We start from the raw sequence: 21,953 nt of genomic DNA on the forward strand, positions 1-21,953 counted from the left end.
TTTTTAAGCTTTAGCTTGTGTGAATTGTACCAGTTGATTTCCCGTTGCATATCAAATGCTGTTGCCAGACAATGATTTTCTATCGCGGGCGAATGACGCTAGGCGCTGCAAATGTTGGCAACATACCTAAGTCTGATAATACACTCTTCTCTGGCTCCAGGTCATAAATCCCTGACCAAACTGTTACCAGTGCATCGGCTAATTCTAATATCTGGGCAAAACTACTCTTTCCCCATGCTGGCTTTGTGACTGATGAAACCTGCCAATTTACAGGAATGCCGGCTGTGCTGTTATATGCACCTGATAATGCCCCAGTAATTGCCCCTCTCGTTTGTGACCTTAAGGACAAAGGATCTTGCTTTCGATCATTGTCCTTGTGAGTAGCCCGTAAAACTGTTAGCCGGAAGTCTTCTAATGTACTCAAAAAGCAGTAAAAGGCTAATGCAATATTCTTACTCAGTTGTTCTTGCTTACTCAATTCGGCTCGCGCTTGTTCTAATCCTGCCCCTTGTTGCAATAAGCTATTGACTTTTAATAAATCTTGTGGTAGTGAAGTTGGTGTTTTGTCTAGAAAAGAAATTGTTTGGGGAATGAGAGTCAGGGGGTTAAGTTTTTCTGTGAGGGATTGTGCGATCGCATATCCTACAACTAGAGCAGCATCTTCTAATATTGGCTCAGTCTTCCAAATTTGTAATACTTGCTGCAAGTTGTGTTTAAGTTTAATATTATCTTCGTGATAAAAAATTGCCACTGGGAAGGTAGCTAAAATTATTTCTCCCCAACCAGTCTCAGTTGTTTCTAACTCTACAGAGGCTTGTTGGTAACGCTTTAACCAATCATCTCTATCTAATCTACCTAGTGCAATTAAACTTTCGCTCCCCAGAATTGCCCTTTTACCTAAATCACTAGGATTCTGTCTAGCTAAATTTTCCCCTAGCAATGCTCCCAGGAAAATACCTCTAACCCGATTTACGAGAGAATAACGCATACAATTTGGGATTTTGGAATTTAGATTTTGGATTTTATATTTCAGCATTTAGTCCAAAAACTAAAATCTACAACACGCTGTTAAACTTCATCTTCACTCAGATGATGTACCAGTGCTTGTAAACCCAACAAATAACTTTGGACACCAAAACCACTAATTTGACCAATCACCACTGGGGCGATATAAGAATGATGGCGAAAATCTTCTCGGCGGTAAATATTACTCAGGTGTACTTCTACTGTAGGTAAGTTCACAGCGGCGATCGCATCTCGCAAAGCTACACTTGTATGAGTATATGCTCCAGCATTAATCACAATGCCCTGATATTGCCCTAACGCCCCGTGAATCTTATCTAGCAAAACCCCTTCATGATTTGACTGAAAAGTAGTAATTTTCGCCTGTAACTTGAGTCCTTCTGCTTCTAACAGGCGATTAATATTCTCTAGGGTGAGAGAACCGTAAATTCCCGGTTCTCGCTGTCCTAGTAAATTCAGGTTTGGCCCGTGCAGTACTAAAATACTTAAAGGTGTCAACGTCAACTCCAAAACCTTGAGGTTATTAGCGACGGCGTGACCGTTCATTCACAGGAATCGGAATCAGTTCCGGTTCCGCTTGTGCCTCTGGCCCTACCAATGCTTCAATTAGCTTCCGCGCTAATTCCTTCAGCTTTTCCAGTACCTTTTCTATATAGTCCATTGAACTGACCGCTCCTGAGATACTACCTCAATTTTAATTAACTTTCTTCGCCGAAACTGGTGTTTTGTCCCACCTGTGGTTTCTAACGTGGCTGACACACTCGCGCATTTAGGGCATTAGCCAATTCTAAAGTTTGGTTTTGTGTTTTCCGCTATATAAAATTTACTCTAATCTACTCATGAGACTCCAAAAAGTTGGCTGCCTGTTTTCCCCAAGGTATTCGGCTGCTTCTTTTCCACAGCAGCATATTGGGGAGTAGCTCTGGGTTAATTAACCTTTGCTTTTGGTCTTGTAATCATAACACTTAGTTAAGTATGGTGTCTACCATAGATGTTCTGGAAAGATTGAGAGAGATTTGAGTAAGTTTATTGTTACTGTTTCCAAACCTTACTTCTTAGAGTACCACATCATTTTGGTGATTGGGTAAGAGGAAATGGGGTAAGTAGTGGGACAAAATTAAATTCATTGGTGGAGACTCTTAATTCTTAACTGTTAACAAGAAAACAATAGACGAATTGCCAAAGTCGGGAAAAGCGGAAGGTGGGGTTCTCACTTCGTGGGGATAATATTAATTCACTTAAAATTAAAGCTACAAATGAATCCCCGCGTTAGAGCTTCCCCCAGTCCCCGCGTCCCCAGTCAAGATTTCCTAACTTGAGGTGTCTTTCTTTTTAGCACCCGTTGTTGATGACTTGGGAGTTGACTTAGTCTTAGAATTCGTTGATTTACTGGTCTTGCGGGTAGATTTGGTAGATGCTTTAGCTTGCAGCAAATCCAGGGCTGTTGACAGCGTAACTGTTTCTACTGTCTGACCTTCAGGAATACTCACATTAGTTTTGCCGTGCTTAATGTAAGGGCCATAGGGTCCATCGTAGATATTTATGGGTGCATCGTCCTCTGGATGTGTACCAAGTTCTCTTAAAGCTGCTTTGGATTTGCTAGTGCTAGAAGCGCGTCCCTTTTTCGGTTCAGACAATAACTCAATTGCACGTTCTAGGGAAATTGTCAATACATTGTCAGCAGCTTTGAGGGAGCGGTAATCTTTTCCCTCTTTCCCCTGGTCATGAACAACGTAAGGGCCAAATCGTCCCAAACTAGCTTGAATTTTCCCACCAGTGAGCGGGTGGACTCCCAAGGTTCGGGGTAGCGCCAAAAGACCCACAGCCATATCGAGGGTGACATTTTCATGTGTCACACCTTTGGGTAAGGAAGCTTGTTTTGGTTTGGGGTTTTCGTCGGTTTTGTCCCCTAGCTGTACATAAGGTCCATAAGTGCCAATTTTCACATAAATTGGTTCACCTGTTTCGGGATGCCGTCCTACTTGGTCAGGCCCGGTAGTTTTTTGCCGCAGTAGGACTTCTACCTGTTTGGGGTCGAGGTCTGCGGGTGTGAGGTCTTTGGGAATAGATGCGGTGACAACACCATCACCATTTTCTACTTCGATGTAAGGCCCATATTTACCAATGCGGACTTTAGCATCTAAATTTTCTAATATTACGGTTCTAGCAATAGTTGCATCAATTTGACTTTCTTGTTCCCTCACCAGAGTTTCTAACCCTTTCTCACCCAGATAAAATTTCTGCAAGTAGGGTAGCCATTTAGCTTCTCCTGTGGAGATGTCATCTAGGGTTTGCTCCATTTTGGAGGTAAAGCTGGGATCAACAATATCGGGGAAATGTTTCTCTAGTAAGTCAGTGACAGCAAAAGCGGTGAAGGTGGGAATCAAGGCATTACTGACCAACTGGGCATAACCTTTGTCGATGATAGTGCCAATGATGCTGGCGTAGGTACTAGGACGACCAATGCCTTCACTTTCTAAGGTTTTGACTAGACTGGCTTCGGTGTACCTAGCTGGGGGTTGGGTTTCATGTCCCACCGCTTCTAGTTCTGTACAAGTTGGATGATCCCCAACTTTTAAGGGCGGTAAAATTACTTCTTGGTCTTCTAATGCGGCTTCAGGATCGTCGGAACCTTCGACATAGGCGCGGAGGTATCCAGGAAAGTCAATGCGCTTCCCAGAGGAACGAAAACCAGCATCTTCAACTTGTAACTGAACAGTAATTTGGGTTTGGCGAGAATCGGCCATTTGACAAGCGACGGTGCGCTTCCAAATTAAGTCATATACTGCAAATTCTCTGCCACCTAACCCGGTTTCTTGGGGGGTGCGGAAACTGCTACCTGCGGGGCGAATGGCTTCGTGTGCTTCTTGTGCGCCTTTGGATTTGGTGGTGTATTGCCGAGGTTGGGGGCTGAGGTACTGTTTGCCATACTTTTCTTCTACACAACTGCGGGCAGCGGCGATCGCTTGATCTGACAAATGCACCGAATCTGTACGCATATAGGTAATATACCCTTGCTCGTACAAATTTTGGGCAACCCGCATGGTGTCTCGTGCCGAAAGGCGCAATTTGCGGTTAGATTCTTGTTGCAGCGTCGAAGTGGTAAACGGTGGCGCTGGTTTGCGGGTAACTGGGCGTTCTTCAATGTCGTTGACATTCCAAGTTTTACCCGTCAGTCGTTCCTTTAGAGCTTCTGCTTGTTCCTCACTCAGCAATACTACATTGCGCCCTGCGGTGATGTTTCCGGTGGTGGGATCAAAATCGCTACCAGTGGCAACTTTTGTACCTCCTAGCGTCACCAATTGGGAGCTAAAGGGGGTTTTTTCCTGTAGCAAGCTGGCTTTTAAATCCCAATATGTACCCTCATGAAAAGCACGGCGTTGGCGTTCCTTTGTTACCAATAGACACACGGCTACGGACTGTACTCTTCCTGCGGATAAACCCCAGGCGATTTTTTTCCATAGCAAGGGAGATAGGGTATATCCTACCAATCGATCTAAAATTCGCCGGGTTTCTTGGGCGCGAACCAACTGCTCATCAATGGTACGGCAATTTTTCAAAGCCTTTTTGATGGCATCTTGGGTAATTTCGTGGAACACCATTCGCTTAGTCGGCACTTTTGGCTTCAGCAATTGGTATAAATGCCAACTGATGCTTTCACCTTCCCGGTCTTCGTCAGTTGCCAGAATTAATTCATCAACACCTTTGAGGGCTTCTTTAAGCTGGGTGACAACTTTCTTTTTATCCTTGGGGACGACATAGACTGGTTCAAAGTCCGCGTCTATATTCACCCCAAGCTGCGCCCATTTTTCCCCTTTGACGGCGGCGGGAATTTCACTAGCCGACTGCGGGAGGTCACGCACATGACCCATTGAAGCTTCTACCCGATAGTCTTTTGGCAGGTAGTTGCGAATGGTACGAGCTTTGGTCGGAGATTCGACGATGACGAGAGTTGACATGGAAATTTTAAAAAAAGAATAGCTGTGAAGCTAAACAGTCAAGTTGAGATAATTTTGGCGAAATGTCAAGATGAAACGTCACCCTTAGGTGGTGATCTAATCCTCACAACTGCCCGCTAGGGGAAAAATCTGCTCAACTTCAGGTTTAGTCCTTCCCAGGAAACTGGGGCGGAAATGGTCGAGTGTGAATTGTCAGATATTTCAATCTTTAACTTATCTAACGCATAATTGGCGACTAAAGTTTGAAAAACATACAGCAACTGTCACACTGCGATACCTTCTGTCTTTGATAACTAGGGGTTCTGAGCAATTATAAATTCTAATTTACCTGACTACCTGTGGAGCAAGTTGAGCGGTAAAGGATACCTCGCTTAATTTAACTAAAGTGCGATCGCTTCACTAGTCGTAGACATCGCTTATGAGCGCTTCCTTATCTCTTGGGTAAAATTTGGGTAAAAGGGTAATATTTACAGTAATCTACGCATTTTTTATTTAGTTAAGTATAAATTTTTGCATTGGATATCAAGCTAATTCCTAACTATAGTGACTCGTTAGAAATGGTGAACAAATATTTTCTAGTGGATATGTAAGTAAGTCGGCACTATTTGGTGATTTTTCTATGAGAGTTATCAGTTAATTACTCCATCTAAACTAACCTCTAAACTGTTTAAAACTTCCCCCAGGATTGCTATAAATATGCGGATTTTAGCTTCATTCAATATACACCTTAACAGGTATATTTATGAATTTTGATTTGTACCAATAACCTAAAAACCTCCCATATTATGCCTCCAGCATAGCTGCTTTTCGCCTTAGAGGATGTTTGAAAAGTTTGCTTTAGACAAAACCAAGCGATTACCTAACCCTCCAACATTACCCCAAGGATGGGTTGAAGTGCATTTTGAAGAATTGTGATGTCTTTGGCAAGCGCAGCTATCGCAGTGGGAAAAATCTCAAGGAAAAGTTTCATCCGTACAGGCCAATAAGTGGGAAAACCACCCTGTCCACGGCTATATATATAATCATATCATTTCGGTATTTAAACACAAATGAAAAACTGTAAATTCATATAGACAAACTGTTTTAGACTTCAATTCTTACAAATTTTAGGCATTATTTTTATTACTTTTAGTTTTCTCTATAAAATGTCCGAAAGAACCGCATATTTTTGCTAATCTTAATAGTGATGGCACGATCTAAAACACATAGATCATGTTTTTTGTCAATGCGTAAGTCCTAATTAATTTTGAGCGCATTGAAATTCTCAAAATGCCAGCTTCAGCTTCAATTCTATTTGGTAGTCCAGAACTGGGTGGTGAAGATGAAACTGCATAAAATAAAATTTCCAGAACAACTACCGCAGATATAGCCTTTCCTAGTCTGCTGAGGGACAAATTCATTTGCGTCTATCTGCGGTTAAATCTTTCTTGCTGTACCTCAAGTGGGAATTGCTATATAGAATCCCGTTGGGTACTTCATTGGGATTGAGCTAACCAAAAAGACATCTGTTGCTACCCGTCCTATGGTAAATTCATTGAAAAATGATAAAATTATGAAAATAAATAAATGAAAATAACTTTTAACAGTTTCCAAACAGGGCTATCGGTTGCTGCATCTGGGATACTACTAGGTTTTTGGCTGAGTGGGTGCAGTCCTAACCCTGCTGATGACCAGTTGGTAACTGCTACACCAACGGCTAGCAATGCTGTGAATCCTGCGAAAAAAGACAAAAAGGTCATTCTTACGACTTTCACCGTTATTGCAGACATGGTACAAAACGTAGCAGGTGACAAGGCGATTGTGGAATCAATTGTTAAACCAGGAGCGGAAATTCACGGTTATGAACCGACACCTAGCGATTTAGTTAGGGCGAAAAAAGTTGACCTCATCTTGGATAACGGTCTGGGTTTAGAAAGGTGGGCAGAGAAATTTTACAACAGTGTTCCCAAGGTTCCCCACATTACCCTGAGTGATGGAATTGAACCTGTGAAAATTGCGGAGAATGCTTACAAAGGCAAACCAAATCCTCATGCTTGGATGTCACCACAAAATGCTGTGATTTATGTAGAAAATATTCGCAAAGCACTGGTAGATTTAGACCCAACCAACGCAGACACTTACAATACTAATGCTCAAGCATACAGTCAGAAAATTCAGGCAATTGACCAAAAATTGCGAAAAGACTTGTCAGTTATCCCTGCCGATCAACGCTACATAGTCAGTTGTGAGGGTGCTTTTCCTTACATTGCCCGCGACTACGGTTTGAAAGAAGTTTATCTTTGGGCGGTAAATTCAGAACAACAAGCCACTCCCAAACAGGTGGAAAAGGTGATTAACACTGTTAAGGCAAATAAAATACCTACCATCTTCTGTGAAAGTACGGTAAATGATAAAGCCCAAAGAGAAGTTGCTAATGCTACAGGCTCAAAGTTTGGTGGAGTCTTCTATGTAGATTCTCTCTCTCTATCAGATGGGCCAGCATCGACTTATCTCAAGTTACTTGAATATAACGTAAACACGCTAATTAAAGGTTTACAGGAGAATTAGCAGTGGGGAAGTGAGTTAAGGTTTTTAGTAGAGAATATAAATTTCGGGTCTCTACACAACAAAAAATAACCAGTGATAAATGATTATGGACTCAATCAGTATTGATGTTGAAAATGTGACAGTCGCCTACCACGGCAAGGTAGCTTTGCATGGTGCTTCTGTGCAACTCAAAGCCAGTTCAATTTGTGGGTTGGTGGGGATGAATGGTAGCGGGAAATCAACGCTGTTCAAAGCCATTATGGGGTTTATCAAGCCGACAACAGGAAGAGTGTTAATTAATGGCTTACCTATCAAAATGGTACAAAAAAATAACCTAGTGGCGTATGTACCGCAGTCAGAAGAGGTGGACTGGAATTTCCCGGTGAGTGTTCACGATGTGGTGATGATGGGGCGTTATGGGTATATGAATATATTGAGAATTCCCAAAGCTTTGGATAAACGGGTGGTGAGGGAAAGTTTGGAGAGAGTGCAAATGTGGGAAATGCGCGATCGCCAAATTGGAGAACTCTCCGGTGGACAAAAGAAACGTGCCTTTTTTGCCCGTGCTTTAGCACAACAGGGAACCATCCTACTGCTAGATGAACCATTCACAGGGGTAGATATCAAAACAGAAAAAGCCATGATTGACCTATTACTGGAATTACGAGAACAAGGTCATACAATTTTGGTTTCTACCCATGACTTGGCATCAATCACTACATTCTGTAACCAAGTCATCTTGATTAATCGTACTATCTTAGCCTATGGCAATACTGCTGACGTTTTTACAGAAGAAAATTTGTCTCGCACCTTTGGTGGTTCCCTGGGTGACTTGACGCTGAGTAAAAGTCGTTTAACTCGTGAAAATCAGGAGCAAATGTAATGGAATTACTACAGTGGTTTACTGTACCTTTGCAAAACGAATTTATGGTCAAGGCAATTCTTGTCAGTGCCTTAGTTGGGGTAGTTTGTTCAGTACTATCATGTTACATGACCCTAAAAAGTTGGGCATTAATGGGGGATGCGGTTTCCCACGCGGTTATGCCTGGAGTGGTGATTGCTTATATATTGAAAATACCCTTTGCTGTTGGTGCATTTGTATTTGGTGTGGGTTCAGTTATTGCCATTGGTTTTATCAAAGCCAAGACAAGAATTAAAGAAGATACGGTAATTGGATTGGTATTTACGGGTTTTTTTGCCTTGGGGTTAGTGCTAGTTTCTAAAACACCAAGTAGCATAGATTTGACACATATCCTGTTTGGTAATGTACTGGGTATTTCTCAATCAGATATTATTCAGACGGTGATTATTAGTGTCATTACTTTGGTGACAATTGCTATTCTACGCAAAGACCTTTTATTATTTTGTTTTGACCCCACCCATGCCCGTTCCATTGGCTTAAATACAGGAGCGCTCTACTATATTTTGTTATCATTACTGTCTTTAACTGCTGTCGCCGGACTACAAACTGTGGGGATTATTCTGGTTGTGGCGATGCTAGTAACACCCGGCGCAACTGCTTATTTATTAACTGACAGCTTTGACCACATGATGCTAATTGCTATGGCTTCTGGAGTATTTTCCAGTGTCATGGGTACTTACATTAGCTATTACATTGATGGTGCAACTGGCGGTTGTATTGTGGTCTTACAAACCTTATTATTTGTCATAGCAATGATATTTGCACCCAAGCATGGTTTATTAGTTAGAGCAAAGAAATAGAAGGTAATTAGTAATTCGTAATAGTGCCTACAGTCCCGCTAGGGACAAGTAATTTGTAATTTATAACGGAGATTTAGTGCCTATTTGGAGCGCCTATTTCCGGCGCTATGAACTTTGTCTGCCTAACATACTTGCTGCTTATAGAAGAGGGGGACTTAAACCCCCTGAAGTAGTTAAATTGGTATTAATTAGTTAGAATTCACAATGCGGCTCGGATAAACTCTAAAAGAATCGAAAAAATTAGTTGCTTCTGTAGTTAATTCATTTGATAGGGCTAAAGCCCTTACTACTAACTTTTCTTTTATTCAGTCTTACTACTTAGTTGTCTTTTTTGTATTTTTGACTCTAGTTTCTGCGATACTAGTAACACTTCTCTTTGGACTAACTAGCTTTGGTTCTAGAACCATTACTTCACCTTATTTATGTCACGAAAACCTAAATAGAGTTATTTGTGACTTTGTATTAGCAATAAATGTGACATATTTGCTTACAGGTGTCAACCCTAGAACACGGATTTATATTTTCATCAAACTTATGCAAGTATCGCACTTGTCTAACTCCTAATAGTGATAGAGAATAATTGGTGTTGACTTGCTGTAAAATAGTCACAACCGTGAACTCAATAATTACTGATGCAATTAAAACTAAGGATGAATCAACCAGAATTTGAACACATTTTCAACAAGCTGACAGATCGACGCAAAGAAGTGTTGCAAAAAATACTAGCTGGTGAGACGGATGCTGACATAGCTGAAGCCATGAATATTGGAGAAGCATCTGTCAGAAAATATGTAGAAAGAATATGTTACGAATTTGGACTAAATAATGAACCTTCTGATAGTCGTCGCTACAAACGCTCAGAACTAGTTGCGCTGTTTGCTCAACACAAACCTGAGTTAGTAACAGATCGTGAACCTAAATTTAGAAAAGAAGAAATAGGAGGAGAATCGGTAAATGAAGAAGACGTAAATATTAGTGAATCTATCTTGCGCTTGTTATCTGTTAGCAAGCATATCCTAGAGGATTTAAAGAAGGTACTAAGTCGAATTAAATTCAATGAACAAGAAAGGAAACAAATTGCTAAATCTCTAAATGAAATAGGACATAAAAACTACCTCAATTATGATTTTCCCAATGCGGTAGCTTATCTAGAATTAGCTGTTGCATTTAACCCAAACTATGGTCATGCTCACTATAATTTGGGAGCAGCTTATGAAAGATTAGACAATTTGAGCGGTGCTTTTCATCACTATCAGATTGCAATTAGATATAATAATCGCGCTGCTGATGCTGCTGTGAATAACTTAGCTCGTTTGGAAATTCTCCAAGGAAATAGTGCTGATGCTGTGGAAATTATTGAACCAATTTTGTCAAGGGTGAAAGACAACACAGTCAAAATTGCATTGCACAAAAATCTTGGTTGGGCATATTTTCAGCAAGATGCTTACGAGCAAGCAAAACAACATTTACTCATCTGTCTAGAATTAGAAAGTGATTACGCTCCAGCTTATTGCTTATTAGCACAAGTTCAAGAAGCGGAGGGAGATCAGCAAAGCTCTCTAGCATCATGGAGGAAATTCCTGCAATATTATTCCCATGATCAGCAAGTTACAAAAATACCTTGGAAATTACCAGAGTTAGAAGCGTGGAAACTTTATGCTATAAGAACTCTGAAATCTTCAACTATGTGATTTATAGCAGCCATCTGTAGGGTTTTAGGAATGCTAAACCTCTACAGCATTGCTAAATCTATACAACAATAAAACCCTTTTTGTACATGGCTTTGTTAAGCTAATTTGTACTTCATTTACCTGCAATCTCCTGTATCTAATGGGTATGTTTAGGAGGGTATATCAAACTTGATAAATTGGTTTTTATGAACAAATTTTCTCTATCTGATGCACCCTACCACATACATTATCCATAGTCTCTTTTCAGAGTGATATTAAAGCGATCACTAACTAGGTGGAACAATGGGACCATCATCCTCATCCCCTATTAAGGAAATACTATGTACTGTTAGTTGTTGTACTGCTAGTAAGAAACTATGATATTGCTGCTTACTATCCAGAGCAGTGTGTGGATTTTTTTGACGATCAATATTGATTGTGAATGAATTTTTGTGAGCCATAGAAACCTCTTTTTTGTCCTTACAACAGCAAGTATGACCGAGGCGTATGTGATTGTAAATACAATTGTTAATCAGTATTTTGACTTAATAAAGTTAATTTTTTAATATAGTTAATATAGTTAATACAAATTCAGATACAATTCAGAAGAAAGTATCGAGAAAAAGCTGGACTATGAATGCTCAAGAGCTAATCAGACGGTTAAAAGATTGGGTAAAGCGCAAAACGGGAGAAGATCTGAAATTAGATGCTTGCGAAGAACAAATTCTGGAATATTCCTTAGAAGGTACAAAATATAAGGATATGCATATTGTTGGTTACGCTCCCAGCAGCGTCATGTATCTCAAAGGTCCGCAGTTATTTCAACGAATTGAAGAACTCACAGAAAAAGAAGTTAACAAAACTAATTGCGGGTTAGTTCTCACACGACTATTAGGACAAAATGGCGAAGAAATCAAGAAGCCACCAACTAAATATCCCCGACATAATATTAAAGATTTTTATGGACGTTCTCAAGAACTCGATGATTTAGAAAAATGGATAGTTGGAGAATGCTGTCGTTTGGTTGGGATTTTTGGTATGACCAAAATTGGTAAAACTGAACTTGTGAAAAAGTTAATTGAAAATATTAAAGAGCAATTTCAATATGTCATATGTAAGAATCTTGAAGATTACCCTTCTTTGGAAGAAATTTTAACTGATATAGAAAGCTGCTTCTCATACATAAACACAGAATCAAATATAAATCGTAGAATTAACAATTTGATTAATAATTACTTAAATCAGCATCGTTGTTTGTTGATATTTTATCATTGGGAAGAGGTAATTAAAACTAGCGAAACACCGGAGAGCCAGCAACAAAATTGCTTAAATTATGAGAGGCTTTTGTCAAAAATTGGGACGGAAGAACATAAAAGTTGCTTAATTTTTACAAGTCTAATAAAGCCTGAGATAATGAATTTAATTATCGAAGGAAAAAGTATTCGTGAACTTACATTGGCTGGCTTTAAAAATGAAGAAGCCAAAGCTCTATTACAAGATTTTGGACTTTCTAATCCTGGATTGGAACAATTGATTAATCAGTATGCAGGACATCCAGTAGCTTTAAAAATAGCTGCTGGAATCATCCAACGTCATCATAATAATCAAATTGATAAATTCCTTGAGGGAACAGTTTTTGTAAGTAATATCTTACGTAATTTATTAGATAAACAATTTTCTTATTTATCGAAGTTAGAAATAGATATTATGCAAAAGTTGGCTACGGAAAAAGAGCCAAAATTACTATCTCAAATTTACCAATATTTCCCTTTTAATTTCCAATCAGAAATCATTCTAGCTGTAGATAAATTATGGGAAATACGGCTTATTGAACAAGAAGATATACAAGATATTAGAATGCTTTATAGTCTGAATCCTCTAATTGAGAAATATATTAGAAAACATTATAATAAATAATTTACAAAGTTACTTAAATGAGACATTTCTACAAAAAAATTCCTGAAAATTCAATTGCTATCCTGTCTTTTAAGAAATAGGTACATTACCTAGGTTGGGTTGACATAAGGAAACCCAACATGATCAAAAATTTGTTGGGTTGCGCTGTCGCTTAACCCAACCTACAATTATCTTTAATTAAACCGTATTGCACCTTATTTCTGAATTATTAAATAAAGTCAATGTTCCCTGTTCCCTTCTTTATGACATGGACTACCCTACACGCCCAAATACATCGAACCATCCGCGCACGTCGTCTATTTGAGCATAACCAACGGCTATTAGTGGCTGTATCTGGTGGACAAGATTCTCTATGTTTAATTAAATTATTATTAGATTTACAACCCAAATGGCAATGGGATTTAGGTATTGCTCACTGTGATCATTGTTGGCGTGAAGACTCCCAAGCGAATGCTCACCATGTCGAAAATCTAGCTAAATCTTGGGAAACACCTTTTTACTTAGAAACGGCTAATGAACCGATAAATACCGAAGCTACAGCCAGAAATTGGCGCTATCAAGCTTTAACTAAAATTGCCCAATTTCATAATTATCAATATATTATTACCGGACACACTGCAAGCGATCGCGCGGAAACTCTACTTTACAACTTAATCCGTGGTACTGGTGCCGACGGTTTACAAGCCCTGACTTGGCAACGTCCACTCAGTGATAACATTAGGTTAGTGCGTCCATTGTTAGAAATTACTCGTTCCCAAACAGAGCAATTTTGCCAAGACTTTAATTTACCAATTTGGGAAGATTCTACAAATCAAGATTTTAAATATGCGCGAAATCGTATTCGCCAAGAATTATTACCATATTTACAAACAAATTTCAACCCCAAAGTAGAATTAAATTTAGCTCAAACAGCCGAACTGTTACAAGCAGAAGTGGAATATTTAGAACAAGCAGCCCACAAATTGCGACAAGAAGCAATTCTCACCACGTCTCCTGCTCCCCGCTCAACTTGCGAAGAGGAGTTGGGGGTGAGGTCTTTGAATAATGGGGAAGAGGAGCGATTAAATATCAGGCTAAATCGGCGAATATTAAAAACAGCACCTTTGGCAATACAACGCCGTGTCATGCGTCAGGTGCTGCAAGAAATACTTCCTGATGCTCCCAACTTTGAACATATCGAGAAATTAACGGCTTTAATTACAGCCCCGAACCGTTCCCAAACTGATCCTTTTCCTGGTGGTGTGATAGCGATCGTACAAGGTGACTATATTTGTATCCAGCAGCAAAGATGAAAGACACGGGGACGTGGAGAGAGCATTCAGACAGGGATGGAAACCCCGACTGAATACGAGCCACTAAGATGGGACTACTTCCGGTAGATTAATTAAACTCTGGATAGCCTGACGCATTTCGCTAATAGTTTGAAGATGAGAATCACCACTTTCTTGAACGTGAGTCAAAGAATCAGAAATTGCTTGCAGCTGATCCCGTAACCCATCCAAGATATCTTGAATTGGTTGTAGCGCTTCTTGATAGAGATTTACCTTACCCCAGCATTCAGCAGTTGCTGTTTGCAAGTTGAGTAATTGTTCTTCTATCGTTTTGAGTTCTTGGCGCTTTTCCTCTAGATCATCGGTTTGATTGCCAATTGCTCTTTTTGTCATCTCCATATCTACAAGCAGCTGCGAAATCTCATTTTCCAGCTTTTGCACCTCTTGGGACTGTTGTTGTCGTTGGGTATCAATTTGCAAAAGAATTGACCCTAAATTAATTGTGTTATCCCCAGGAGAATTGACAACAGTCTGTCCTTGTCGTTGCAGCAGTATAGTTTGGTGTTGTGAGAGAGTTTGCTGCCGCTCTAGTAAATTGCGGCGTTGTCCTACCAAACTCTCATTGAGCATTTGGTAGAGGACTGTTTCATCTCCTAATTCTAGTTCTAAATTTTTTAAATCTTCCCCAGATGCCTGCTGGATTTTTGTTTGCAGTTCTTCTATAGCTTCTTGTTTGTAATTTAGTTCTTGTTCTTGATCTTGAACGAAACTAGAATCGATTTCCAATTTATCCTGCAAGTCCTGGACAATTTTTTGCAGTTCTTCTAGGGGCATTTTCTGCAAAGTTTCCACATCAACTTGCTGGCCGAAAACCACATTACCAACAGTTGCTACCAAGGCATGGGTCTGTTGGTATAAATCTTCTTGATTTTTCAAATGTTCTTTGAGTATGGCAGCAAATTCTTGTTTGTTGTGAACTGTTGCAGTAGACAGTTGTAACTGACTTACTTCTTGCTCCAAAGAATTTTCTACTTGTTGAAGTTCGGTTTGATGATCGCGCAAGGTGCGTAACAATTGTTCAACTTTCCCTTGTTGTTGTTGAGCTAAAGTGCGTTGCAATTCCAGTTGTTGCCAGTGTGGGTTCAAAACTGCTTGTTGCTGTTCTATGAGTTCAAAGGCACAATTGAGATTTTCTTGTAGTGTTCCAGTAGAACTAACACCATTAGACAAGCGTTCAAGTAAATCAGTAATTACCTGAGTTTGCCCTTCATCCAAAAATGTTCCCTGTTGGGTATCTACTTTGCTTTCATCCAGACGACGCTGCTCTCCCCGGAGATGCTCCCAAGCGCCTTCGAGTTCCTGTCGGTTTCGTTCAATTTCCGCCTGCAACCGTTCAATTTGCTCACGGTTGGTATCAACCTCCTGTTTTTGTTGTTCTAAGCGTTGAACATCATTTTCCAGTTGTTGAACTTGTTCCAAGCGCGACTCCATCTCCATTTCTCGGCGATTTAGCTCTTGGACTTGAAACATGAGTGACTGCTTCCACTGGTCAATTTCGTCTTCTTTGAGCTTAAATTTTTCCATTTGACGGGAAAAATTCTGCAAAATGTTTACTAGCGGACGGCCAGCTTCTTGAATCCGCTGTACCTGACGATTAGGACTCAATTCCACTAGTACCAGTGCGCCATCATTTAATTTATTTCCATCCTCATAAGCAATAGTTTCTTCCGATACAGTACTCCAATTCTGGTCGCTTCGTTGACAAGCCAGTAGTTTTAGTTCCGTTTTGGAACCACCACTGAGTAAGCCGCCTTTCTGTTTTTGTACTTCTGCTAAATACAGCACACCGTTAATCCTTTTGATGCACTTTACGTCCGTGTTTTGGGATATACCTTAGATTATTCTGTTAACTTGTTTTGTTTAACCTCAGTTTAGCAGCACAAGATAGACAAAACTACTTATGGAAGTGATATCTCACATCTTGATATATCTTGATATTTGGTAGACGCGGTTAAGTCGCATCTTTTATATCCTGTACTCATGATAGTGATTGTGACTACCGTATGATCACCAACTTTGTCAAATATCGCTCACAAAAACTTTATCTCGGCTTGCTCAAATGCTTGTATAGATAATAGTCTTGCCAGTATACTACCTCATTCGCCCACTGGAAACAGGAAAATGCTGAAGTTCACAATTTTCAGCGTTAAACAGTGAGCTTATGTCAATTCACTTAATTAAAGCTACAAATGAAGCTCCGCGTCTGTGCGTCTGTCCATTTGTATCAACGTGAAAGTGAAAGGGTATTATGCTTCATGGCTGTAGAGCCATTCCAGCGTGTTGAGTCGGTGACGAAGCAAACGTCACATATCAGATGATTGCAGAATGCTGATAGCTGATAGATAAACGCTGGTTCACAATTAATCAAGTATTCTTAACTAGAATACCAAGGAGTGTTTTTTACCTAAATGCAAGGAAATTTAAACGAGATTGATATTTGCAGTATCTTACAACTGATCGAGTTAGGACAACGAACTGGACAGTTGTGGGTAGAAGCTCACAGTTCTTACCAAAGTTACAAACTGAGTGAAGAAGAGGTCTCCAAGCATCATCCTGCCTGGGAGAGCAAACCGCAGTCTTGGTTTGTATTTTTCTTAAACGGTCAAATAGTTTATTGTCAAGCTGGGGAAAGTAGTTTATCTCGAATTGATGATTACTTACGTTATTACCGAATCGAGAAGCGACTTAATAAAATGCAACTTGCTACCCTAGAATCAACCAATTCCCCAGAATATGCTTACCTCTGGGCGCTCTTGGAGCATAATATTATCACCCCACAAGTAGCGCGGAATATTATTCATGGCTTAGTCCATGAGACACTGTTTGATCTACTGAGTTTACACCAAGGTAGTTTCATTTTCGATTTAGGTACAGCACTTGTTCCCCAATTAACCAGCTTGGAAATTGGTATTTTAGTTACCAAAATTACGAAGCAGGTGCAAGAGTGGAAGCAGCTATATCCACATATTCAATCACCAGAACAGTTACCAGTCCTAGCTGACATAGCTAGATTGAGCGACTCACTACCAGCATCAACAGTGAATAAATTACAACATTGGGCAGATGGGAAAACATCCCTACGTCAATTGGCTCGCTATCTCAACCGTGATATTTTAACCGTTGCCAAAGCCATCTATCCTTACGTACAACAAGGTTGGTTACAACTAGTATATTCAGTTACATTAAACCCTAATATCAAGATTGGCAGCTGGGAGCAAGTAGACAAACGCAAACGGCGAATAGTTTGTATTGAAGATGCGATCGCAATCTGCGAAACTGTAGAGTCAATCTTAAAACCACAAGGATATGAAGCGATATCTATCACCAAACCCTTAGAAGCCCTAAGCCTAGTGTTTCAACTCAAACCAGATTTAATTTTATGCGACATTGCCATGCCGGAATTAGACGGATATGAAATTTGTGCCATGCTACGACATTCCAGAGCATTTCGGCTGGTGCCAATTATCATGCTAACGGGAAAAGAAGGATTTATTGATCGCGTCAGAGCTAGGATGATTGGAGCTACAGATTATTTAACAAAGCCATTTGTAGACACCGAATTACTTATGCTGGTAGAAAAATATATCAACATAGATTCTGTTGTGGGAATATAAACGGAATACAAGACTTGTGAATTTGCTCAAAGATAGGGTAAAAAATGTTATCACAGAATCAGCGAACCCCAGGGAAACATCCAGTTTCAGTAAATTAGTACAATAGTAGAATTAATTTATACAATTAATATTTTGTTAGGGATCAGGAAATATTCCAGAAAGGAAAGTTTAAATCAGGAGGTAGATAGGCATTTATGAGTACAGTTTTGATTGTGGAAGACAGTATCGCCCAAAGGGAGATGATTACAGACCTCCTCAAAGCCAGTGGCTTAACAGTCACCCATGCTTGTGACGGATTAGAAGCTTTAGAAGCAATTCAAAGCACACCTCCAGATTTAGTAGTCTTGGATATTGTCATGCCCCGGATGAACGGTTACGAACTTTGTCGGCGATTAAAGTCCGATCCGAAAACCCAAAATGTCCCTGTAGTCATGTGTTCTTCCAAAGGTGAAGAATTTGATCGTTACTGGGGCATGAAACAAGGGGCTGATGCTTACATCGCCAAACCGTTTCAACCAACCGAATTGGTAGGAACAGTCAAGCAACTGCTGCGGGGATAAGGATGACAACAACATGGTCAGCAAACCAGACTTTTTAACTGGCAGTGGTCAAGACCAATTTCGCCCGGAATTACAACTAGAAAGTCCCGAAGGTGAGTTACATTTGCGGTTTTACATTTCTTCTGATCAGGAGTTTGCATTACAAGCAACTGGGATTCGGGAGGTGATTGAACTAAGTCCAGATCGCATCACCCCAATTCCTAATGTTTCTCCATTACTTTTAGGTACTCTCAATTTACGAGGGCGATTAATTTGGGTGGCAGATTTGGGTCAATTTCTGGGGGAAGCAACGGCATTAAACACGGATAGGTCTGAGATACAAGTAATTGCTATTGAAGATCAAGATATCATAGTAGGCTTAGGAGTAGAAGAAATCTGTGGTATGGACTGGCTTGATGTACAGTATCTGATGCCACCAAATAACGTACCAGATACTATGGCTCCTTTTTTGCGTGGCGAATGGTTAGATACTACAAAAAATAAGTATCTGCGACTAATTGATCAAACAGCAATTTTGCGAAGTGCGCGGTGGGCAGGATGAAGTCGGGAGGGAGGAAATGGCAATAAATATAAATGATGATAATTCAACATATCAACAGGCAATGACAGCCTATGTCCAAGGGAACTATGAAGTTGCCGCTACTTTAGTAGATCAGGTGGTGAAAAATTTTCCAGATGACCCCAACTCTCATTTGTTGAGGGGGCATACATACTACGTTTTGCAGCAGTACGACATAGCAAAAGCCGAATATCAAAAGGTGTTAGATTTTACAGATGATCAAGAAATCATTGGTTTTGCCACTAACGGGCTAGAAAATATCAATGAATACCTCCAGGCATTAGACTCTGATGAACTGACACAAGAGCCTAGTGAGTTAAAGAATTCTGTGGAAGTATCCTCTGGTCTCATCAACGATGAGTTAGAATTGCCAGATTTGGGAATTGATGGAGAGTTGGGTAATACCAGCTTTGATCTGAACTCCTTTGATGATTATCAATCATCGGTGGATGATCTTGAAGATATATCTGTGAGTAATCCTTTTAATCTCGCTGTAGACCATACAGAATTCCATCCAACACCAAATAACGCAGTAGCTTTTGGCGATGACCCCTTTGTGCTAGATCAACAAGTTCTAGAACCAGCAGAGAACAGTGGTGAAGCGTCAGGAGCCTTAGAGTTACCTCCTTTCTGGCAAGAAGATAATTCCGGAGTGGATGTTGAAACATCATTCGGAAATAGTCCTTTCGCCGACTTTGATGTGAATTCAGCTAATGAAAATTTAGTAATTAGTGAAGAGGACAGTCATTCACCTTTTGGAGAAATTAATTTACCACTCAACAATACCTGGCAACCGACACCTGAATTATTGAGGGAAGAAGATTCACCAGAATTGGAAGAGATGAGTATGGGGAATATGGGCTTCTCCAATCAGAGTCAGGAAGATATAAATATCGTGGTGGACGAACCGGAAATCAACAATGGTTTGATCACTAATAATTTAAGAAACAGTAATGAAGATATATCTTTGGGCAGCCCAGATAATTGGTTAAATCAGATTCCAGAGGAAACAAACCCGACACCAGCACCTAACTTAAATCATCAAGTGTCTTCATCTTTGAACAGCAATTCGACTGTGCATGACCAGCAGGTTAACGTTAAAAGCTATCAAGAACCAAATAACTTTGAGAACGAAAGTTTGGATTTAGAAGCATTTCAGAAGGCCTTCGGCTCAGAAAGTTTCTCAGATGAAGAAGATAACAACAGTATTTTGAGTGGAGAAAATTCTCAAAACAATCACAATAACGATATCCGGTTTTTAGACGACTTTGGTGACTTTGGTGACTTTGATGATATCGGTAGTATTCCCAGCTTTGATCTGTCAGGAGAGGGTGAATTCAGTGATATTGGCTCAGGATCTGAATCACGGGAAAAGAGGGATAATATAACCAGTAGTTTTACTGAGAGTTTCTCCAGCAATAGCGTTGCTGATCGGGATGAAGAGTTCACGATTACAGGATCTCAAGACGCAGTTGCAGTATTTACTCAGTCAGATGTTCCTAAGCTAGAACCGAACGTCAGTGTAGACCAAGGCTTGTTTGGATTCTTTGAGAATGCTTCTTTAGAGAAAAAGCAATGGTATATTGCTGGTGCTGTGGGCTTAACCTCAGCAGTGGTTGCAGCTTTAATCAGCTTTGGAGCTACTTCATTTTCTCCAACCTCACAACGAGAATCTGTCAGAAATACAGGCTGGGCAATGGCTTTAGCCGCTGGCTTGGCAGGTGGAGTGACAGCAGGCTTTATGGGCAATCTGACACTGAAGCAAATTCGGCGGACTACCAAAGATCTGCAAGCTCAGTTTGATGCTGTGCGGGAAGGAAATCTGAATGTTCAAGCTACAGTTTACTCCGAAGACGAATTAGGGTACTTAGCTACCAGCTTCAACGATATGGCGCGGGTAATTTTTACGACCACTAATGAGGCTCATCGGAAAGCAGTTGAACAAGAAGAAGCCAAAGAAAACCTGCAACGCCAAGTAATTCGTCTCTTAGACGATGTGGAAGGTGCGGCTAGGGGAGATCTCACAGTTCAAGCCGAGGTGACAGCGGATGTCCTCGGAGCAGTAGCTGATGCCTTTAACCTGACAATTCAAAACCTGCGGGATATTGTCCAACAGGTGAAAGTGGCTGCACGGGAAGTGACTAAAGGTTCAACCAACTCAGAAACCTTCGCTAGAGCCTTATCAGGTGATGCTTTACGTCAAGCAGAAGAGTTGGCTGTCACCCTCAATTCCGTGCAAGTCATGACCGAATCTATTAAACGGGTAGCAGATGCCGCCAAAGAGGCAGAAACTGTAGCCCGTGATGCTAGTGTAATCGCTCTGAAAGGAGGGGAAGCAGTAGAAAATACCGTGGCGGGGATTTTGGAAATTCGGGAAACAGTCGCAGAAACTACCCGTAAAGTGAAGCGATTAGCCGAATCTTCCCAAGAAATTAACTCTATTGTCGCCTTGGTTTCCCAAATTGCTTCTCGCACCAATTTGTTGGCACTCAATGCTAGTATTGAGGCTGCCAGAGCAGGAGAAGCTGGTCGTGGATTTGCGATTGTTGCAGATGAAGTCCGCCAGTTAGCAGACAAATCTGCCAAATCTTTAAAAGAAATCGAACAAATAGTCATGCAAATTCAGAGCGAAACTAGTTCTGTCATGACAGCAATGGAAGAAGGCACACAACAGGTAATTCAAGGGACAAAATTGGCAGAAGAAGCCAAGCGATCGCTTGAAAACATCATTGATGTCGCAAAGCATATTGACACTTTGGTACGTTCAATTACCAGCGACACTGTAGAACAGACGGAAACCTCCCGTGCTGTAGCTCAGGTGATGCAATCAGTGGAACTAACAGCCCAAGAAACCTCTCAAGAAGCACAGCGAGTTTCCGGCGCACTACAGCACTTAGTGGGTGTATCCCGCGACTTAATTGCCTCTGTGGAACGCTTCCGAGTGGAAACTATTGAATCTAGGTAAAGGATGAAGTATAAAGTATGAAGTATAATTTATGCTTCAGACTTAATCCTAACCCTATGTTTCTCATGTAGAGTACGGGGATTTACGGCCTATATTCATTCATCCTT

The 21,953-nt window shown here is 40.5% G+C and carries 16 protein-coding genes; 10 read left to right on the top strand and 6 right to left on the bottom strand.

All coding sequences use genetic code 11. The features are described 5' to 3' along the window. Positions 1–79: 79 nt before the first annotated feature. The 4 genes from H6G68_RS14285 to topA all read right to left on the bottom strand — a co-directional run bounded on the left by H6G68_RS14285 (position 80) and on the right by topA (position 4,982). Positions 80–988 (bottom strand): ADP-ribosylglycohydrolase family protein, encoded by a 909-nt coding sequence (locus H6G68_RS14285; protein ID WP_190907238.1) that lies wholly within the window; start codon positions 986–988, stop codon positions 80–82. An 80-nt stretch (positions 989–1,068) separates the two neighbouring features. After that, positions 1,069–1,569: a type II 3-dehydroquinate dehydratase gene (gene aroQ, locus H6G68_RS14290; RefSeq protein WP_190907239.1), complete on the bottom strand. Its 501-nt coding sequence runs from the start codon at positions 1,567–1,569 to the stop codon at positions 1,069–1,071. Continuing rightward, positions 1,547–1,684, bottom strand: coding sequence for a hypothetical protein (locus tag H6G68_RS14295; protein WP_177176081.1), 138 nt, complete (start codon positions 1,682–1,684; stop codon positions 1,547–1,549). Before H6G68_RS14295 ends, aroQ begins: the two co-directional genes overlap by 23 nt. 649 nt (positions 1,685–2,333) lie before the next feature. Next, positions 2,334–4,982, bottom strand: a complete 2,649-nt coding sequence (topA, locus tag H6G68_RS14300) for a type I DNA topoisomerase (protein WP_190907240.1) — start codon at positions 4,980–4,982, stop codon at positions 2,334–2,336. 1,566 nt (positions 4,983–6,548) lie between these two features. Here topA and H6G68_RS14305 point away from each other — a divergent pair. From H6G68_RS14305 to H6G68_RS14320, 4 genes are all read left to right on the top strand, one after another. Further along, the gene (locus H6G68_RS14305) at positions 6,549–7,529 is read left to right on the top strand and encodes a metal ABC transporter substrate-binding protein (RefSeq protein ID WP_190907241.1); all 981 of its coding nucleotides are present in this window, start codon (positions 6,549–6,551) and stop codon (positions 7,527–7,529) included. Positions 7,530–7,614: 85 nt separating this feature from the next. After that, positions 7,615–8,391: a metal ABC transporter ATP-binding protein gene (locus H6G68_RS14310; RefSeq protein ID WP_190907284.1), complete on the top strand. Its 777-nt coding sequence runs from the start codon at positions 7,615–7,617 to the stop codon at positions 8,389–8,391. Continuing rightward, positions 8,391–9,230, top strand: a complete 840-nt coding sequence (locus H6G68_RS14315; protein ID WP_190907242.1) for a metal ABC transporter permease — start codon at positions 8,391–8,393, stop codon at positions 9,228–9,230. Before H6G68_RS14310 ends, H6G68_RS14315 begins: the two co-directional genes overlap by 1 nt. Positions 9,231–9,862: 632 nt before the next feature. Further along, positions 9,863–10,921 (top strand): LuxR C-terminal-related transcriptional regulator, encoded by a 1,059-nt coding sequence (locus H6G68_RS14320; protein WP_242045268.1) that lies wholly within the window; start codon positions 9,863–9,865, stop codon positions 10,919–10,921. Between the two features lie 266 nt (positions 10,922–11,187). Here the strand turns inward: H6G68_RS14320 and H6G68_RS14325 are convergent, their stop codons facing one another. Then, positions 11,188–11,361: a hypothetical protein gene (locus H6G68_RS14325; protein ID WP_190907243.1), complete on the bottom strand. Its 174-nt coding sequence runs from the start codon at positions 11,359–11,361 to the stop codon at positions 11,188–11,190. 172 nt (positions 11,362–11,533) lie between these two features. Between H6G68_RS14325 and H6G68_RS14330 the strand changes: the two genes are divergently transcribed. Both H6G68_RS14330 and tilS read left to right on the top strand, forming a co-directional pair. Next, positions 11,534–12,817, top strand: coding sequence for an ATP-binding protein (locus tag H6G68_RS14330; protein WP_190907244.1), 1,284 nt, complete (start codon positions 11,534–11,536; stop codon positions 12,815–12,817). Between the two features lie 242 nt (positions 12,818–13,059). Next, positions 13,060–14,109 (top strand): tRNA lysidine(34) synthetase TilS, encoded by a 1,050-nt coding sequence (gene tilS / locus H6G68_RS14335; protein ID WP_190907245.1) that lies wholly within the window; start codon positions 13,060–13,062, stop codon positions 14,107–14,109. 63 nt (positions 14,110–14,172) lie between these two features. Here tilS and hmpF read toward each other — a convergent pair whose 3' ends face one another. After that, positions 14,173–15,933 carry a pilus motility taxis protein HmpF gene (gene hmpF / locus H6G68_RS14340; protein WP_190907246.1) on the bottom strand — a complete coding sequence of 587 codons (1,761 nt, stop codon included), beginning with the start codon at positions 15,931–15,933 and terminating at the stop codon, positions 14,173–14,175. A 623-nt stretch (positions 15,934–16,556) separates the two neighbouring features. Between hmpF and H6G68_RS14345 the strand changes: the two genes are divergently transcribed. From H6G68_RS14345 to H6G68_RS14360, 4 genes are all read left to right on the top strand, one after another. Further along, the gene (locus tag H6G68_RS14345; RefSeq protein WP_190907247.1) at positions 16,557–17,762 is read left to right on the top strand and encodes a response regulator; all 1,206 of its coding nucleotides are present in this window, start codon (positions 16,557–16,559) and stop codon (positions 17,760–17,762) included. Between the two features lie 194 nt (positions 17,763–17,956). Further along, positions 17,957–18,322: a response regulator transcription factor gene (locus H6G68_RS14350; protein ID WP_071187941.1), complete on the top strand. Its 366-nt coding sequence runs from the start codon at positions 17,957–17,959 to the stop codon at positions 18,320–18,322. Between the two features lie 13 nt (positions 18,323–18,335). Then, a complete protein-coding gene (locus tag H6G68_RS14355; RefSeq protein WP_190907248.1) occupies positions 18,336–18,863 on the top strand; it encodes a chemotaxis protein CheW in 528 nt (175 codons plus the stop codon). A 16-nt stretch (positions 18,864–18,879) separates the two neighbouring features. Further along, complete coding sequence (locus H6G68_RS14360) at positions 18,880–21,846, top strand: methyl-accepting chemotaxis protein (protein WP_190907249.1); 2,967 nt, start codon at positions 18,880–18,882, stop codon at positions 21,844–21,846. Positions 21,847–21,953: the final 107 nt, after the last annotated feature.

Origin of the sequence: Anabaena catenula FACHB-362 (assembly GCF_014698735.1) — a bacterium.
In the GTDB taxonomy this organism is placed as follows: domain Bacteria; phylum Cyanobacteriota; class Cyanobacteriia; order Cyanobacteriales; family Nostocaceae; genus Anabaena; species Anabaena variabilis_A.

Excerpts from the sequence above, each read along its gene's own strand:
- H6G68_RS14285 (WP_190907238.1), bottom strand. The coding sequence starts at position 988 with ATGCGTTATTCTCTCGTAAATCGGGTTAGAGGTATTTTCCTGGGAGCA.
- aroQ (WP_190907239.1), bottom strand. The coding sequence starts at position 1,569 with ATGAACGGTCACGCCGTCGCTAATAACCTCAAGGTTTTGGAGTTGACG.
- H6G68_RS14295 (WP_177176081.1), bottom strand. The coding sequence starts at position 1,684 with ATGGACTATATAGAAAAGGTACTGGAAAAGCTGAAGGAATTAGCGCGG.
- topA (WP_190907240.1), bottom strand. The coding sequence starts at position 4,982 with ATGTCAACTCTCGTCATCGTCGAATCTCCGACCAAAGCTCGTACCATT.
- H6G68_RS14305 (WP_190907241.1), top strand. The coding sequence starts at position 6,549 with ATGAAAATAACTTTTAACAGTTTCCAAACAGGGCTATCGGTTGCTGCA.
- H6G68_RS14310 (WP_190907284.1), top strand. The coding sequence starts at position 7,615 with ATGGACTCAATCAGTATTGATGTTGAAAATGTGACAGTCGCCTACCAC.
- H6G68_RS14315 (WP_190907242.1), top strand. The coding sequence starts at position 8,391 with ATGGAATTACTACAGTGGTTTACTGTACCTTTGCAAAACGAATTTATG.
- H6G68_RS14320 (WP_242045268.1), top strand. The coding sequence starts at position 9,863 with ATGCAATTAAAACTAAGGATGAATCAACCAGAATTTGAACACATTTTC.
- H6G68_RS14325 (WP_190907243.1), bottom strand. The coding sequence starts at position 11,361 with ATGGCTCACAAAAATTCATTCACAATCAATATTGATCGTCAAAAAAAT.
- H6G68_RS14330 (WP_190907244.1), top strand. The coding sequence starts at position 11,534 with ATGAATGCTCAAGAGCTAATCAGACGGTTAAAAGATTGGGTAAAGCGC.
- tilS (WP_190907245.1), top strand. The coding sequence starts at position 13,060 with ATGACATGGACTACCCTACACGCCCAAATACATCGAACCATCCGCGCA.
- H6G68_RS14345 (WP_190907247.1), top strand. The coding sequence starts at position 16,557 with ATGCAAGGAAATTTAAACGAGATTGATATTTGCAGTATCTTACAACTG.
- H6G68_RS14350 (WP_071187941.1), top strand. The coding sequence starts at position 17,957 with ATGAGTACAGTTTTGATTGTGGAAGACAGTATCGCCCAAAGGGAGATG.
- H6G68_RS14355 (WP_190907248.1), top strand. The coding sequence starts at position 18,336 with ATGGTCAGCAAACCAGACTTTTTAACTGGCAGTGGTCAAGACCAATTT.
- H6G68_RS14360 (WP_190907249.1), top strand. The coding sequence starts at position 18,880 with ATGGCAATAAATATAAATGATGATAATTCAACATATCAACAGGCAATG.